At 32.1% G+C, this 16,527-nt stretch carries 13 protein-coding genes; 5 read left to right on the forward strand and 8 right to left on the reverse strand.

Annotation, left to right across the window (positions count from 1 at the left end; genetic code table 11):
- Positions 1-2: 2 nt before the first annotated feature.
- The 5 genes from napA to CDV25_RS02630 all read right to left on the reverse strand — a co-directional run bounded on the left by napA (position 3) and on the right by CDV25_RS02630 (position 8,018).
- Positions 3-2,783 carry a nitrate reductase catalytic subunit NapA gene (gene napA, locus CDV25_RS02610; protein ID WP_034554649.1) on the reverse strand — a complete coding sequence of 927 codons (2,781 nt, stop codon included), beginning with the start codon at positions 2,781-2,783 and terminating at the stop codon, positions 3-5.
- 194 nt (positions 2,784-2,977) lie between these two features.
- Positions 2,978-3,925 carry a chemotaxis protein gene (locus CDV25_RS02615; protein ID WP_034554648.1) on the reverse strand — a complete coding sequence of 316 codons (948 nt, stop codon included), beginning with the start codon at positions 3,923-3,925 and terminating at the stop codon, positions 2,978-2,980.
- A gap of 70 nt (positions 3,926-3,995) precedes the next feature.
- Positions 3,996-5,687 carry an ABC transporter ATP-binding protein gene (locus tag CDV25_RS02620; RefSeq protein ID WP_108910652.1) on the reverse strand — a complete coding sequence of 564 codons (1,692 nt, stop codon included), beginning with the start codon at positions 5,685-5,687 and terminating at the stop codon, positions 3,996-3,998.
- Positions 5,671-7,608, reverse strand: a complete 1,938-nt coding sequence (locus CDV25_RS02625; RefSeq protein WP_108910653.1) for a transglycosylase domain-containing protein — start codon at positions 7,606-7,608, stop codon at positions 5,671-5,673. Before CDV25_RS02625 ends, CDV25_RS02620 begins: the two co-directional genes overlap by 17 nt.
- Before the next feature lie 158 nt (positions 7,609-7,766).
- Positions 7,767-8,018, reverse strand: a complete 252-nt coding sequence (locus tag CDV25_RS02630; RefSeq protein WP_108910654.1) for a hypothetical protein — start codon at positions 8,016-8,018, stop codon at positions 7,767-7,769.
- 231 nt (positions 8,019-8,249) lie between these two features.
- Between CDV25_RS02630 and CDV25_RS02635 the strand changes: the two genes are divergently transcribed.
- From CDV25_RS02635 to CDV25_RS02650, 4 genes are all read left to right on the forward strand, one after another.
- Positions 8,250-8,504: a hypothetical protein gene (locus CDV25_RS02635; protein ID WP_108910655.1), complete on the forward strand. Its 255-nt coding sequence runs from the start codon at positions 8,250-8,252 to the stop codon at positions 8,502-8,504.
- Entirely contained in the window at positions 8,474-10,897 is a 2,424-nt protein-coding gene (locus CDV25_RS02640; protein ID WP_108910656.1) for a DUF2972 domain-containing protein, read from the forward strand. The genes CDV25_RS02635 and CDV25_RS02640 overlap by 31 nt, the downstream gene beginning before the upstream one ends.
- 345 nt (positions 10,898-11,242) lie before the next feature.
- Complete coding sequence (gene mqnE, locus CDV25_RS02645; protein ID WP_108910657.1) at positions 11,243-12,289, forward strand: aminofutalosine synthase MqnE; 1,047 nt, start codon at positions 11,243-11,245, stop codon at positions 12,287-12,289.
- Between the two features lie 9 nt (positions 12,290-12,298).
- Positions 12,299-12,760 (forward strand): phosphoribosyltransferase, encoded by a 462-nt coding sequence (locus CDV25_RS02650; RefSeq protein ID WP_108910658.1) that lies wholly within the window; start codon positions 12,299-12,301, stop codon positions 12,758-12,760.
- Here the strand turns inward: CDV25_RS02650 and fur are convergent, their stop codons facing one another.
- Entirely contained in the window at positions 12,761-13,216 is a 456-nt protein-coding gene (gene fur, locus CDV25_RS02655; protein WP_034554991.1) for a ferric iron uptake transcriptional regulator, read from the reverse strand.
- A 199-nt stretch (positions 13,217-13,415) separates the two neighbouring features.
- Between fur and CDV25_RS02660 the strand changes: the two genes are divergently transcribed.
- The gene (locus CDV25_RS02660) at positions 13,416-13,724 is read left to right on the forward strand and encodes a DUF2325 domain-containing protein (RefSeq protein ID WP_108910659.1); all 309 of its coding nucleotides are present in this window, start codon (positions 13,416-13,418) and stop codon (positions 13,722-13,724) included.
- A 132-nt stretch (positions 13,725-13,856) separates the two neighbouring features.
- On the opposite strand, the gene CDV25_RS02665 is transcribed toward CDV25_RS02660, so the two are convergent.
- Together CDV25_RS02665 and CDV25_RS02670 are read right to left on the reverse strand one after the other, a co-directional pair.
- On the reverse strand, positions 13,857-16,340 hold the full coding sequence (locus CDV25_RS02665; protein WP_108910660.1) for a DUF2972 domain-containing protein: 2,484 nt from the start codon (positions 16,338-16,340) through the stop codon (positions 13,857-13,859).
- The gene (locus tag CDV25_RS02670) at positions 16,261-16,506 is read right to left on the reverse strand and encodes a hypothetical protein (RefSeq protein WP_108910661.1); all 246 of its coding nucleotides are present in this window, start codon (positions 16,504-16,506) and stop codon (positions 16,261-16,263) included. Before CDV25_RS02670 ends, CDV25_RS02665 begins: the two co-directional genes overlap by 80 nt.
- Positions 16,507-16,527 lie beyond the last annotated feature (21 nt).

The following is a 16,527-nucleotide window of genomic DNA, read 5'->3' on the forward strand; positions in this document are numbered from 1 at the left end:
GTTTATGCCTTATAAATTTTAACCGCACATTTTTTAAAATCTGTTTGTTTAGAGATTGGACAAGTCGCATCAAGACAGACTTTATTAATATAAACCTTCTCATCAAACCACGGCACATAAACTAAGCCCATAGGGGGTCTATTCCTACCACGCATATCAACCCTAGCTTTTACCTTCCCGCGTCTTGATTCAACCCAGATAAGATCATTTTGTTGTATGCTTAGCTTCTCTCCATCTTTTGGATGCATATAACATAACGCCTCTGGCACTGCACGATAAAGCTCTGGAACCCTCATTGTCATAGTCCCACTATGCCAATGCTCTAAAACCCTGCCTGTGCTTAACCAAAAAGGATATTCTTCACTTGGCATTTCTGGTGGGTCCATATAAGGGCGGAAAAATATTTTTGCTTTATTTTTAAGTGAATAGGTTTCTTGTGTTTTTGGACTTAGCAAGTCTCCTCTAGGAAGAGATTTTTGCAATTCACCATAAAAGGCAAAATCACCATTATTTTGTTTTCTGGCATAATAATCATATTTAGCGTTAAACCTCCATTGAGTTTCCTTTCCATCAACAACTGGCCACCTTAAGCCTCTTACACGATGATAAGTATCAAAATCTGCTAAATCATGACCATGCCCTACACCAAATTTGCGGTATTCTTCCCAAAGGTATTTTTGGATAAAGAATCCATAACCTTCAAAAACTTTCCCATCACTTCCAATAACATTTCGCTTATCACCAAACACTTCGGAATTTAGAGTGTTTTCTAATGTTTTATCAGAGATGGAATAGCTTTTTGCCTCTTTATTAGCAAATAGCACTTCAAAGAGTGTTGTATCCTCATTATATCCCATAGCTTTGGCTGCCTCTAACACATTAGGGAGTGTTAATTTATCATTGATTCTTTGCTCACCCCATACTTCTTTTAGCGTAAAATATTTAGAAAATTCCATCATTTGCCAAATATCACTCATAGCATCACCTTGGGGTAATACTTGCTGTTTCCAATGTTGTGTTCTTCTCTCAGCATTTCCATAAGCACCCCATTTCTCATAAATCATCGCAACGGGCAAAATCAAATCCGCCACTTTTGCACTAATACCCGGATAAGCATCAGAGACTACGATAAAATTATCCATTTCTCTAGCAGCTTTTATCCAATGGTTTGCATTAGCAGTATTTTGCCAAGGATTATTGACTTGAACCCACGCCCATTTAATCTTTCCATCCTCTAAATCGCGCATAATTTGCATAAAATGCGCTCCAATAGCTGGATTAATGGTTCCTGAAGGTAATTTCCAAATTTTCTCTGTAATATCTCTATGTTTTTTATTTCCTACTATCATATCAGCAGGTAATCTATGGGCGAATGTCCCTACTTCTCTTGCTGTCCCACAGGCACTTGGTTGCCCTGTCAATGAAAAAGCACCGCTCCCAGGTTTTGCTTGTTTCCCTAAAAGCATATGCACCATATAAGCTTGTTCATTAACCCAAGTTCCTCTTGTATGCTGATTCATACCCATAGTCCAAAAACTTACGATTTTTCTATCTTGTTGCGTATAATAATTTGCAAGTTGTTTCAACTTTGCTTTAAAATCCTCCAAACTCTCAGCAGAATCCCCCTTAGCAAGTTGTGCGACAAAATCTAATGTATAAGGTGCTAATGCTTTTTTAAAATCCTCAAAAGAGATTTCCCAATGATTCCCAGCTTGAGCATTATGTTTATTTTCCATAACATCGCCAGATTTCATTCCTAGATATTGCAGGGTTACCCCCTCTCTATCACTAAGGACTTTTGATTTTTCTTTAGCTGCAATATCAAGCTCTTTGGGATCATAATCAGAATGCTTAATATCTGTTCGCATACCATAGCCAATATCCGCAAAACCTGTTGTAAAAATACAATTTTTCTTAACAAATCCCCAATCAATGCTTTTAGGATTATTATAAACAATTTCTCTTGCGATATAATTCCAAATTGCCAAATCTGTATGCGGGGCAAACACAATTTCAATATCTGCTAGATCCGAAGTTCTATTAGAATAAGGCGTAAGATTCACAATCTTTACTTTATCAGCATTAGATAGCTTCCTATCTGTAACTCTAGCCCACAAAATTGGATGCATTTCCGCCATATTAGCTCCCCAAGTTACGATAGTATCAGTTAATTCAATATCATCATAACAGCCCGCTGGTTCATCAATACCAAAAGTTTCTATAAACCCAACAACCGCACTAGCCATACAATGTCTAGCATTAGGATCAATATTATTACTTCTAAATCCACCTTTAACAAGCTTAACTGCCGCATAACCCTCTTGAACTGTATATTGCCCAGAGCCAAATACGCCAATACCTGTAGGTCCAAGCTCCTTATAAGTTTCTTTAAATTTTTGCGCCATTACATCAAAGGCTTTCTCCCAGCTTACAGGCTTAAACTTTCCTTTCTTGTCAAACTCACCTTTAGAATTTACACGCAATAAAGGTTGGGTTAGCCTATCTTGTCCATACATAATTTTTGCATTAAAATAACCCTTAATACAATTTAAACCTCTATTTACAGGAGCCGCTGGATCTCCTTTAACAGCAACAATTTGTTCATCTTTAGTTGCCACCATAATCCCACAACCCGTTCCACAAAATCTACAAACTGCTTTATCCCACTTCCAATTACTTTCAATTTCTTTAGCCGCTGCTAAACTTGAAGTAGGCACAGCAATACCAACTGCACTAGCAGCACTAGCAGCTGCAGCAGTTTTTAAAAATGCTCTTCTATTCATAACTATAAGCCTCCCTATAAAGTCTTAAATTCAACATCATTTTTGATGTTATAGAAAATTATAACACTTTAAGAATTCTTAAAATTTGATTTAAGTCAATATATACATTTTGGTATTACGGTTTTTTAGGAATTTATCGAAGTTAAGAAGTTTGAAAAGTTTTTCATAATTATGCGGTCAAAATAAGGTTTTACTTATTTAACCATTAAACGTCTTAAAGCATCCTCTACTTGAATAGGGTCGGATTTAGAAATAAATTCATCAGCATTTAAAGAACGTGCCATATCTTCATTACTACTACCACTCATAGAAGAATTTACGACAATAGGTATATGAGAAGTTCTAGAATCCCCTTTCATTTGCTTCATAACTTCAAAACCACTTGCCTCTGGCATTTCTAAATCCGTAATAACAATGCCTATATTAGAAATATCTGCTCCACCAAAGATATAATCTAGCAATTTTTGCCCATTTGAAAAAGTTTTATAATTAACACCTAATTTATTCAAAATATTTTCCATAGTTTTGACAACAGCTAAAGAATCATCGGCTAAAAGAACTTCTTTATCACTAACAATTTGCTTAACTCTGTTAATTTGATCATTTTTTTCATCTTCAACCCAAGGAAACACATCCACAAGCATTCTCTCAATATCTACTACTTGAACCAAGCTCCCATCAAAATATCTTGTGCGACTAACTAATTTAGTATTTAAGCCTGTATCTGAACTTTGTTCAATTTCTGTCCATTTTTTATTAAGAATCCTATCAGCCTCATAGATACGAACACCCACTGTCCATCTAGAAAACTCGCAAATCATAACCACTTCATCCTCACCCTCTTCCCTCTTAACACCATAATTTTCAAGATTCTTAAATTCGTTATTAGCATCATAATAAAACCATTTCTTTAAATCTATTAAAGGAATAGTAAGCTCTCTAATAGTGATTAATCCCTCCACTAAAGAATTTCCTTCGTGAGATATTACCGTAACATCCCCACGATACTTAACAACCTCCCGTATCTTAAAAACATTAACCGCATATAGATCTTTATCTTTTTCAAGCCTAAAACACAAAAGCTGTAACTCATTATTTCTATGTAAATTCGTGGTTTGATCAACGCTAGATAAATTAGACATAATCATTTCCTCTTTTTGAGAATTTCTCTGCATTATAACATACTTTATACTAGATATACTTTAGATATTTTTATACATCCCCAAAAGCTTTTGATTTTTCAAATACTTCCTCCATACTCCCACTATTAGTAATTTCGCCATTTTGAAAAAAATAAACTTTATTAGCCAAAGCAATCGTTGAAGGACGATGCGCAATAATAATAACAATCCTATTTTTGATAATCTTTACTAAAGTTTCTTTTAATTCTTCTTCTATTTTACTATCTAAAGCACTGGTTGCTTCATCCAAAATTAAAATTTCAGGATTCTTATACAATGCTCTTGCAATGGCTATCCTTTGTCTTTGACCACCGCTTAAATTAGTCCCAAATTCATCTAAAATACTATAAATTCCTTGAGGGAGAGATTGGACATAATCCCAAATCTTAGCTTGTTTTAAAGCATTTTTTACTTTATCCTCATCAACTTCTGCATTATAAGCAATATTTTTTGCAATACTATCATTAAAAATAAAAATCCTTTGGGTAACAATAGCAATTTTACTCCGCAAAGATTCTTGTGTATAACTTCTTATATCTTTTCCATTAATAACAATCCTCCCTTTACTTGTATCATAAAGACGCAAAAGCAAATTCACTAAAGAGCTTTTCCCTCCTCCACTACTTCCAACTAAAGCAATACACTCTCCCTCGTTAATGCATAAATTAATATTCTTTAAAGCCTGTTTTTCTTGATAAAACAAATCTACCCTTTCAAAAACTATGCTCTTTATCTTCTCTTGTAAAACTTCAACGCCATCTTGTATTTTTTCTTTCCTATCTAAGATTTCAAAGATTCTATCTCCAGCCACGAAAGCTATCTGTATCTTCCCATAAAGGTGGCTAACTTTTTTTAAAGGAGTATAAAGCATAAATAAGGCCGTTACAAAAGAAAAAAATGCTCCTGTGGTAATCTCTCCGTCAATAACTTTATGCCCACCAATAAAAATCACACCCGCAACAGCAATAGCTCCTAAAGTCTCCATTAAAGGCGATGTTAATTCAGAAATACGCACTGTTTTCATAGAGAGTCTAAAAAGCTCTTTATTTTGGTGAGAGAATTCATCAAGCTCTATTTTATTCCCATTATTAGCCTTAATAATCTCTATATTATTGAAAATTTCGATAAGTTTTGCGGATAAATCCGCATTTTTCTCTTGCATTTTTTTAGAAGTTTTACGCATTTTTCTAGCGATTAAAACAATAGGATAAAGGGCTAAAGGCATAATAAACAACCCAAAAAATGCCAACTTGGGGCTTTGATAAATCACAACAGCAACAAGCCCTATGATCGTTAATCCCTCTCTAATTCCCTCAATAAAATAATTTGAAACTGCACCTTGAATTGCTCCAATATCACTTGTAACCCGCGAAAAAAGTTCGCCATTACGATAACGATTAAAAAATTCCATTTCAAAAGTTAGCATTTTTTGTAACAAAATATCTTTCAAACGTCTTGTAATATCTTGCCCAACAAAATTCATAAAATAAGTTTGGATATAAGCACCCAATCCTTTAGTAAAATAAGCTAAAACAACCAAAAAGGGAAGTATTACAAGCATTGCTTGATCTCTTTTAATGAAAATATCATCAAGCACAGGTTTCACAAGATAAGCACTAGCACTACTAGCAAGGGCAACCATAATAGTCCCCAATATAGAATAAATAAAATATAATTTATACTGCTTAATATAAGGATAAAAACGTTTAAAAAATAATTTCATTATTTTGTATGCTTTGATTATGTTTTAGAGGTGTTTTATCAGTGTAAAAATATTTCTCGCCATTAATAACACTACTCCTTACTCCTTCAGGGATATTAAAATTACGTTGCAATCCTGGATCAATTTCTAAAATCCTATTAAAGAAATAAGAAAATACAGGGGCTGCAGCAACTCCCCCTGTCTCACTATCCCCCATAGAGGTATTATCATCTTTCCCATACCATATAATTGTCTCTATGCTAGGTGAAAATCCAGAAAACCACGCATCAATATTATCATTAGTCGTTCCTGTCTTTCCAGCTATTTCAATCCCTGCAACTTTAGCACGTCTTCCTGTTCCATTTTCGATACTATTGCGTAAAATATCCATCACCAAAAAACTCTGTCTTGCATCCGCCAACTCTGTCTTTATCGCCTCACTAAAAAATATTGTATTCCCCCTAACATCTACAATCCTATCAACTAATCTTGGTTCAATTACTACACCATAATTAGAAAAAACCATAAAATTTTTCGCCATTTCTATTGGGGATGTACCAAAACTTCCTAAAGAAATCGTTAAATCTTTTGGAATATTTTTAAAACCATATTTCATTAACTCATTATAAATCCTATCAAATCCCACCTCTTCTACTAAATTAATAGTCGCTAAATTAAGGGATTTTGACAAAGCTTCTTTGAGTGTTACAAAACCTCTTAAAGTGCTTCCATAATTCTTAGGTTGCCATCTTTTTTTCTCATTATTAACCCTATAATCATAAGTCCTAGCAATATCAGGTATTTCATAATTTTGAGAAAGTCCAGAATCCATTGCACTTAAATACAAAAAAGGCTTAACACTACTTCCAATTTGTCTAGAACTTTGTGTTGCACGATTAAAATTACTTTTCTTATAATCCACACCACCTACTAATGCAAGGATTTTCCCACTTTGACTTTCTAAAACAACAAAGGCTCCATTTAGCTTATCTTCCAAACTTTTATTATCTTTATGTCGTGACAATATCTGTTCATAGCCAAAATAAAGGGATTCTTGAGCAATCTCTTGATAATCAAGATCAATATTTAAATAAATCTTATAACCACCATTTTTTAAATTTGCTATCTCCTTAAGTTGTCTTTGCACTTCATCTACCACATAAGGAGCGACATTCTTTGTTAAAGTATCATCATAAACCTGTGGAGCTTGGGCTAAAGATTCTTCTAATTCCTCTTGGGAAATCCAACCTAATTCATTCATCCTTTGCAAAACATTATTAGCCCTTGCTAAAGAAAAATCATAATTTTTGGTTGGGTCATAAAAACTTGGTGCTCTTGGGAGGGAGACAAGCATAGCAATTTCTTTTAAAGTAAGCTCATCCATATCTTTTCTAAAATATCCTTTTGAAGCTGTTTTGATACCATAAAATCCGTGTCCAAAATAAGTATGATTTAAATAACGTTCCAAAATCTCTTCTTTGCTTAAAAGAGTCTCTAAACGCAGAGCCAAAAGAATTTCTTTAAGCTTTCTTTCAATAGTTTTATCTCGGGTTAAAACAATATTTTTAATAAGTTGCTGTGTAATAGTGCTTCCACCCTCTGCATAACGAGCATTTTTGATATTCTTAAGCATAGCACGCATGATAGCATCTAAATTAACTCCAATATGTTCAAAAAACAAAGTATCCTCAATGGTTAATAAGGCTTCAATGATTCTAGGGGGTATTTCTTCAAAGTTTGCATAAAAACGAAATTCTTTATCAAATAGATTAGCTATTAAACGTTCTTTTCTGTCAAAAATTTGTGTAGCAATAGGAGGATTATAATGCAGGATTTTATCTGTATCATCTCTAATTTCTGAATAAATACGACCAACAACAATGATAATAATAAGAACTCCAACAATCCCAACAACGCCTAAAAGTCGTAAAAAAATTCTCATTAAAAAAACCTAAAAATCCTAATTAAGATATAAAATGCTTTAAAATTCTATCATACAAAATTTTAAAAAAATATTGCCTATTGATTCTTTAAAATTTGCAACTAAATAACACTCTAAGATTCTTAAATAAATTTCACTAAACTATAATATGCCATAATCTAACATTTATAGTAATACTTTTTACAAGAATCATCATTTAAAGGAATAACTAAAGTAGTCCCTAAAGCATATTCTAAATTATCTAATTTACTCTCTCCTCCTCCATAATACCCTATATTAGAATATCTCCCTTTAGGATTATCTACATTAGGATTCATAGTCCAATCTACTCCTGCATACACTAAAGTCTTAAAATGTTTATGCCAATCACTATAAAAAGAAAGAGAGGTTTTAGTTTTAAATAAATTCATCTTATGGGTATAAGTTCTTCTTTTAATGGTATTACTATTTGCCCCTCTTATCTGTTATAATGCCTACCTTAATTTTAAGATTAAGGAATCTCTAATGAATAAACTAATGCTTAATCTCTCTATTAACTTTCATTTTAAAGGATTCTTTAGTGAATAACACCTATTTTAATAATCTTAATCCCAATCTTAATAACCCTAATAACTTAAATACTAACCCTATAAGGATTCTCTATGTCCTCTTTTAATCCAAACTCTGCAAAAGAAAGAATAAAAAACCATTTAATCTATAAATTGGGTTTAGCTTTAATTACTTATGATAAGCAAAGAAAAGAAAACTTAAAACATAACAATAAAATTAAAAAATCTCAAACTCCTATAATCCCTAATCATACTTTATGTGCTAATCTCTCTTACCAACAAGAATCTTTTAAAAACACTTATTCTTCTTTTAATCTGTGGGGGGGGGGCAAAATAACACTTATTTAGTTTCTCTTATTCCTTTTGCCTTTTTAAAACTTCTCCTCTGTCTTTATAAAATCAAACAAACCCATAAAAAACAACAGCAATTCTATAAACAAACTATACAACTCTTTCCTAATCTTAAATATCCATCTTTACAAGATTGTAAAGATTATCAACAATCTCTCTGCTTTCAATACCATTTAGCCTATCTATTAGGAGAGGCATTAAGTAAAGCAGATAAGATTTGGTATAAAGGAGGATATTTTACATTAAACAAGAAAATAAAAGAAGCTAAACACATTTACAAGCTGCACCAAGAATATAAAGCTATACTAAAAGTATTTAATCTACCTTATTGCTTTATCCCTAAAGAATCTCTTTTACAGACACTTTCTTTTTTAAAAGCTTTAAAACATCTTTATAATGCTTCAGATTCTAAAACAACACAAACTTTCTTTTTACACCTTTTTAACCAAATACCTTTTTATACACAAAGACCTTTTCTTTTAAAATACAAAGAGGAGATTTTAGAATGGTTAGAATCTAAAGAATTTAAAGAACAATATATAAAGACTAATCATCCTTATCCCCCTTTACTTAATCCTAAGAGATTATATAAGAAAGAAAGCATAGAAGTAAAATCTCAAAGAGAGGATAGAGGTAGAAGTGAGGATGGAGGAGAATTACAAAGGAGAGGAGATAGAGAGGATAGAGAAACTAAAGAAGGTAAAGAAGTAGAGATTCAAAGTAAAGAAACTAAAGAGAAAGAAACGCAAAGTAATAGTAAAGGAATTAAAGGTATAAAGACTGAAAGTAAAGAGTCTCAAGATGGAGAATTGCAAAGTAATACCAATGTCTTTATAGATTCTAAGAGTAAAGAAGAGATAAAGAGCAAAGAGATTAAAAGCAATAAGGAGATGGGGGATAAGGAGAGTAAAGATAATGGAATAAGTGGAAGTCATACAAAAGAGAGGATTAGAGGAGAGAGTGAAGAGGTAAAACATAAAGAGAAATTAGTAGCATTAACAATACAAAGCAATAATGAGGTAAAGAGTAAGGAGATTAAAGAGGATAGAAATAGAGAAACTAAAGAAGGTAAAGAAGTAGAGATTCAAAGTAAAGAAACTAAAGAGAAAGAAACGCAAAATATAAAAGGGATTATTAAAGAAATAAGTAAGCAACAAGAGATACAAAATCAAAAAGAGAATAGTGAGGAATTAGTAGAAGTAAAAACAGAGATAAATAAAGGGATAGGGGATAGAGATAGTGAAAATGTAGAATCTAAGAATGAAGAATCCTTACAACCTTATGCTAATTTAAGTTATGAGAGTATTCCTGCTTCCCTTGCTTGGGATTTGAATTTGCCATTAGTTGGGGGGTATAATTTAATTTTTATAGGTCGTGGTGTTAGCGGACATGCAGCATTATGGAGATATTTATCTTTGTGTGGTATTAGTGTCAAAGTAATACGCGAGGGAGATCAAAAAGCTATGTTTCTTCCATTATATTCTAGAGATAGTGCAGAAAATACTTGTATAGCCCTCATTACTTGGTGGAATCATAATAGATTAAAGCAAGCAAGCTTATTAGATAAAAATGTTCCTGTGATATTTCTTGTGCGGGATCCTATTTCTCGGTTAAAATCTGCGATGAATCATGGTAACGGTATAGGAAATGGAGAGTTTGTATTAGGGGATGATTTAGAGAAGGTATTGGATAGGAAGCGATATTATAAAAATAGCAGAACGATAAATCCAGAGAGTCTTGAGCATCTATGGAGAGCGTATGATTTTAGGGATTATACAAATGTTGCTTGGTTTAGTGGTAAAGAAATTGTTTATGTAGATATGCAAGAGATTATGCCAAATCGTGCATTTGAGACAATGACAAGATTATCTAAAATAGTCGGATTTAATCCGCCAAAGCCAGAGAATAAGCATTTATTTGAAGCGCAATCGGTAGTATTTGAATTAGCACATACATTGCCTTTAACATTAAAAGTGAAATATGATTGCAATGTGATTTGCATTGAAATTACAAGGGATATTTATACAAACCCAAACAAATATTTATTAAATAATGAATTAACGCCACATTTAATGCTAAAGCAAATTAGTATTAGGCTTGAAACTGAACATTATGCAATTTTATTCCAAAATAAACCATTATTTAAAGAAGTTTTAGAGTATTTGGATAAATTTGTCTTAGCGCTTTGGGAAAAAAAGGAATGGATAAGACAAATGCAATGGAATGAGGCAAGGGTATTAGAATACCTAAGAGATAATAAACCTCTACGCAATGAAATTTATAGGAAACTAGAAAAAGAATTAGTGCATATTAAATCTCATCGTCTTGATATTGTAAAGTCTTGGAAATATTACCAAGAGTTTGTGAAAATGTGTGAAGTGTTGGATTAAATTATTTTATAATCTTGCGTCTTGGGCTTTATTTTTAAATGATGATGGATTTGTAAATGTGCGTGAATTGTTTATACAATGTGTGCTTCGTTAGTGGATTCTTATAAAGTGTTTTCAAGATATTTCATCGACTTTAGTAACAAAACTAAGGTGTGTTAATAATATAAACAAAATAGTTGGATTTTAAGGGATCATAAGTTGGTTTCATTATTCCTTTTATTGCAGTTGTGTTGCAGTATGATTGGGTTTGATGAAATATTCAAATCTTGCTTGTCTTCAATGTAATAAAAATGAAGCAATGTTTTTGTATAATACTTGAAATCTTAGTAAATTTAAGGGTTTGCGATGAATATTCATTCAGATTTTTTAAATCCCAAAGAAGCACTAAAACTTTATGATTTAGATATTTTCACCTTAGGCAAAATGGCAGATACGATTAGGCAAAAGTATTTTGGCAAGAAAGTGTTTTTTAACTCTAATGCTCATATTAATCCTACTAATGAATGTTCGGATTTTTGTAGATTTTGTGGATTTTCCGTGCATAGAAAAAATCCAAATCCTTATACTCTAAGCAAAGAAGAGGTTTTAATTAGGGCAAAGAAAGCTATAGATTTAGGGGCGTTGGAATTGCATATTGTGGGGGCACATAATCCTAAATTAAATTTAAAGTGGTATTTAGAGGTATTTGAGGCTTTGAAACAAGCATTTCCTTTCATTCATCTTAAGGCTTTAACAGCAGCGGAAGTGAATTACTTAGCAAAAATTACAGGAATAACTTATCAAGAGGTTTTAGAATCTATGGCTAAAGCAGGTGTGGATTCAATGCCAGGTGGTGGGGCTGAAATTTTTGATGAAAAGATACGAGAATATATTTGTAAGGGAAAAGTAGATTCTAAGACTTGGTTGGCAACACATAGCTTTTGGCATAGTTTAGGTAAAAAATCTAATGCGACAATGCTGTTTGGACATATAGAGAGCAGGGAGCATAGGATTGATCATTTATTGAGATTATATTATCAGCAAGAGGATAGTGGGGGATTTAATGCTTTTATTCCGCTTGTTTATCAAAAGGAGAATAATTTTTTACAGGTTAAAGACTTCCCCAGCGGACAGGAAGTTTTAAAGACTATTGCTATTGCTAGAATCTTATTGCCTAATATTCCTCATATTAAAGCTTATTGGGCGACTTTAGGCATTAATCTTGCTATTGTAGCACAGGAGTTTGGGGCAGATGATATTGATGGGACCATCCAAAAAGAAGCTATTCAAAGTGCAAGTGGGAGTAAAAGTGCTAATGGAATTTTGAAAGATGAGTTAGTGGCACAGATTACTAATGCGGGATTTATAGCAGTTGAGCGTGATAGTTTGTATAATGAGGTAAAAGTTTATTAAGGGGTGTTTATGCGGTATTATAGTTATGAGTCCTTTAAGACTGATATGAAAACCCTAGTTTGCAAGCTTGATTTTAATCCTGATGGTATTGTGGCGATTTCAAGAGGCGGATTGACAATGGCACATTTTTTAGGGATTGCTTTAGATTTGCGTAAGATTTATACAATAAATGCGATTTCTTTTGTTAATAAAGTTCAACAAGAGTTACAGGTCTCTAATATACCAGAATTAAGAGATAATTCAAGAATCTTAATTGTCGATGAGATTATTGATAGCGGAACAAGTATGGAGAGGGTTTTAAGTATTTTAAAAAATATTAATCCTAATATTGAGTTTAAAACTGCTGTGATTTTTGCTAAGAAAAATGCAAGAATACAACCTGATTATTTTATTCAAGAGGCTAAGGAATGGATTGAGTTTTTTTGGGAGGTTGATATTCTTAAATCCCTTAGAGAAAGGCGAGAGAGTTAGTTATTTTTGACGCTTTAGGCAGTCTTTGCATACTACATACAAAAGCATATCGTGTCCTACAAGCTTGGAGTTGTGAGAATTAGCTACTTCTATTTGGAGATTTTCTATCTCTTCATTGCAAAACTCTTCGATTTTGCCACATTCTACGCAAATAATATGGTCGTGGTGAAGTCCGCTAGCAATTTCATAACGTTTTCCTGTCTTATCCACTTCTAGCGAATTTACAAAACCTTCTTTTTCAAGAAAGGATAGGATTCTATAAATAGAGGAAATGCTTGTATTTTTGTAAGTTTTTTTAATAATTGCAAAAATATCTTCTGGACTTAAATGCCCTCCATCCTCATAAATAGCTTTTAGGATAAATTCTCTTTGTTTGGAATTTTTAAGATTGTTTTTTCTTATTGAGAGATGTAATCTATCAAGGATAGTTTTAAGAGATTCTTTATACTTTTTCATTGTTAGCCCTTTTGTATTATTTAAGATACTTTTTGAATTATTTAGGGGGAAATAAAACTCTAGGAGTATAGCACAATAATACTATAAAAAACAAATATAAAATGATAATTATTTTTATTAATTATTAAGTTAATATTGATTATTATTTTATTAAATTCTTTTATAGGAAGTGTTCTAATTTAGTATTTAAGGAGAGACAATGTCGGTTTTAGTTATTGGAGGTGATGAAATTACTCCTATTAAAGCAGTATTAAAGGATTTTGGCTGCAAGGAAATTACACACTGGGATGGAAGAAGGGAGAGCGTTAATCATAAAGATTTACCTAAAAATATTTCTTGCCTTGTGATGCTAACGAATTTCTTAAACCATAATACGATGAAAAAATTTCGTAATGCGGCAAAAAAGAAGGAGATTCCTATAATTTGCACCAAAAGGAGTGTAAGTTGTTTATATTGTGAATGTGTGAGGGTTTTTGGTGAAGAGCGTAAAAATTGCCCCTTTAAGTAGGGCTTAAGTCCAAGGAGCAATTTGCCTCCTATGGGTATGGAGCAATGCTATAAATAATGTGGTAGAGGAGGGATCATTTAAGAAATATATTTTAGTGGATTTAAGACTTTATGGGGTGATTACTTTAGGAGTTTAATCCAACACTTCACACATTTTCACAAACTCTTGGTAATATTTCCAAGACTTTACAATATCAAGACGATGAGATTTAATATGCACTAATTCTTTTTCTAGTTTCCTATAAATTTCATTGCGTAGAGGTTTATTATCTCTTAGGTATTCTAATACCCTTGCCTCATTCCATTGCATTTGTCTTATCCATTCCTTTTTTTCCCAAAGCGCTAAGACAAATTTATCCAAATACTCTAAAACTTCTTTAAATAATGGTTTATTTTGGAATAAAATTGCATAATGTTCAGTTTCAAGCCTAATACTAATTTGCTTTAGCATTAAATGTGGCGTTAATTCATTATTTAATAAATATTTGTTTGGGTTTGTATAAATATCCCTTGTAATTTCAATGCAAATCACATTGCAATCATATTTCACTTTTAATGTTAAAGGCAATGTATGTGCTAATTCAAATACTACCGATTGCGCTTCAAATAAATGCTTATTCTCTGGCTTTGGCGGATTAAATCCGACTATTTTAGATAATCTTGTCATTGTCTCAAATGCACGATTTGGCATAATCTCTTGCATATCTACATAAACAATTTCTTTACCACTAAACCAAGCAACATTTGTATAATCCCTAAAATCATACGCTCTCCATAGATGCTCAAGACTCTCTGGATTTATCGTTCTGCTATTTTTATAATATCGCTTCCTATCCAATACCTTCTCTAAATCATCCCCTAATACAAACTCTCCATTTCCTATACCGTTACCATGATTCATCGCAGATTTTAACCGAGAAATAGGATCCCGCACAAGAAATATCACAGGAACATTTTTATCTAATAAGCTTGCTTGCTTTAATCTATTATGATTCCACCAAGTAATGAGGGCTATACAAGTATTTTCTGCACTATCTCTAGAATATAATGGAAGAAACATAGCTTTTTGATCTCCCTCGCGTATTACTTTGACACTAATACCACACAAAGATAAATATCTCCATAATGCTGCATGTCCGCTAACACCACGACCTATAAAAATTAAATTATACCCCCCAACTAATGGCAAATTCAAATCCCAAGCAAGGGAAGCAGGAATACTCTCATAACTTAAATTAGCATAAGGTTGTAAGGATTCTTCATTCTTAGATTCTACATTTTCACTATCTCTATCCCCTATCCCTTTATTTATCTCTGTTTTTACTTCTACTAATTCCTCACTATTCTCTTTTTGATTTTGTATCTCTTGTTGCTTACTTATTTCTTTAATAATCCCTTTTATATTTTGCGTTTCTTTCTCTTTAGTTTCTTTACTTTGAATCTCTACTTCTTTACCTTCTTTAGTTTCTCTATTTCTATCCTCTTTAATCTCCTTACTCTTTACCTCATTATTGCTTTGTATTGTTAATGCTACTAATTTCTCTTTATGTTTTACCTCTTCACTCTCTCCTCTAATCCTCTCTTTTGTATGACTTCCACTTATTCCATTATCTTTACTCTCCTTATCCCCCATCTCCTTATTGCTTTTAATCTCTTTGCTCTTTATCTCTTCTTTACTCTTAGAATCTATAAAGACATTGGTATTACTTTGCAATTCTCCATCTTGAGACTCTTTACTTTCAGTCTTTATACCTTTAATTCCTTTACTATTACTTTGCGTTTCTTTCTCTTTAGTTTCTTTACTTTGAATCTCTACTTCTTTACCTTCTTTAGTTTCTCTATCCTCTCTATCTCCTCTCCTTTGTAATTCTCCTCCATCCTCACTTCTACCTCTATCCTCTCTTTGAGATTTTACTTCTATGCTTTCTTTCTTATATAATCTCTTAGGATTAAGTAAAGGGGGATAAGGATGATTAGTCTTTATATATTGTTCTTTAAATTCTTTAGATTCTAACCATTCTAAAATCTCCTCTTTGTATTTTAAAAGAAAAGGTCTTTGTGTATAAAAAGGTATTTGGTTAAAAAGGTGTAAAAAGAAAGTTTGTGTTGTTTTAGAATCTGAAGCATTATAAAGATGTTTTAAAGCTTTTAAAAAAGAAAGTGTCTGTAAAAGAGATTCTTTAGGGATAAAGCAATAAGGTAGATTAAATACTTTTAGTATAGCTTTATATTCTTGGTGCAGCTTGTAAATGTGTTTAGCTTCTTTTATTTTCTTGTTTAATGTAAAATATCCTCCTTTATACCAAATCTTATCTGCTTTACTTAATGCCTCTCCTAATAGATAGGCTAAATGGTATTGAAAGCAGAGAGATTGTTGATAATCTTTACAATCTTGTAAAGATGGATATTTAAGATTAGGAAAGAGTTGTATAGTTTGTTTATAGAATTGCTGTTGTTTTTTATGGGTTTGTTTGATTTTATAAAGACAGAGGAGAAGTTTTAAAAAGGCAAAAGGAATAAGAGAAACTAAATAAGTGTTATTTTGCCCCCCCCCCCCACAGATTAAAAGAAGAATAAGTGTTTTTAAAAGATTCTTGTTGGTAAGAGAGATTAGCACATAAAGTATGATTAGGGATTATAGGAGTTTGAGATTTTTTAATTTTATTGTTATGTTTTAAGTTTTCTTTTCTTTGCTTATCATAAGTAATTAAAGCTAAACCCAATTTATAGATTAAATGGTTTTTTATTCTTTCTTTTGCAGAGTTTGGATTAAAAGAGGACATAGAGAATCCTTATAGGGTTAG

This window comes from Helicobacter apodemus, assembly GCF_003097575.1.
Classification (GTDB): Bacteria; Campylobacterota; Campylobacteria; order Campylobacterales; family Helicobacteraceae; genus Helicobacter_D; species Helicobacter_D apodemus.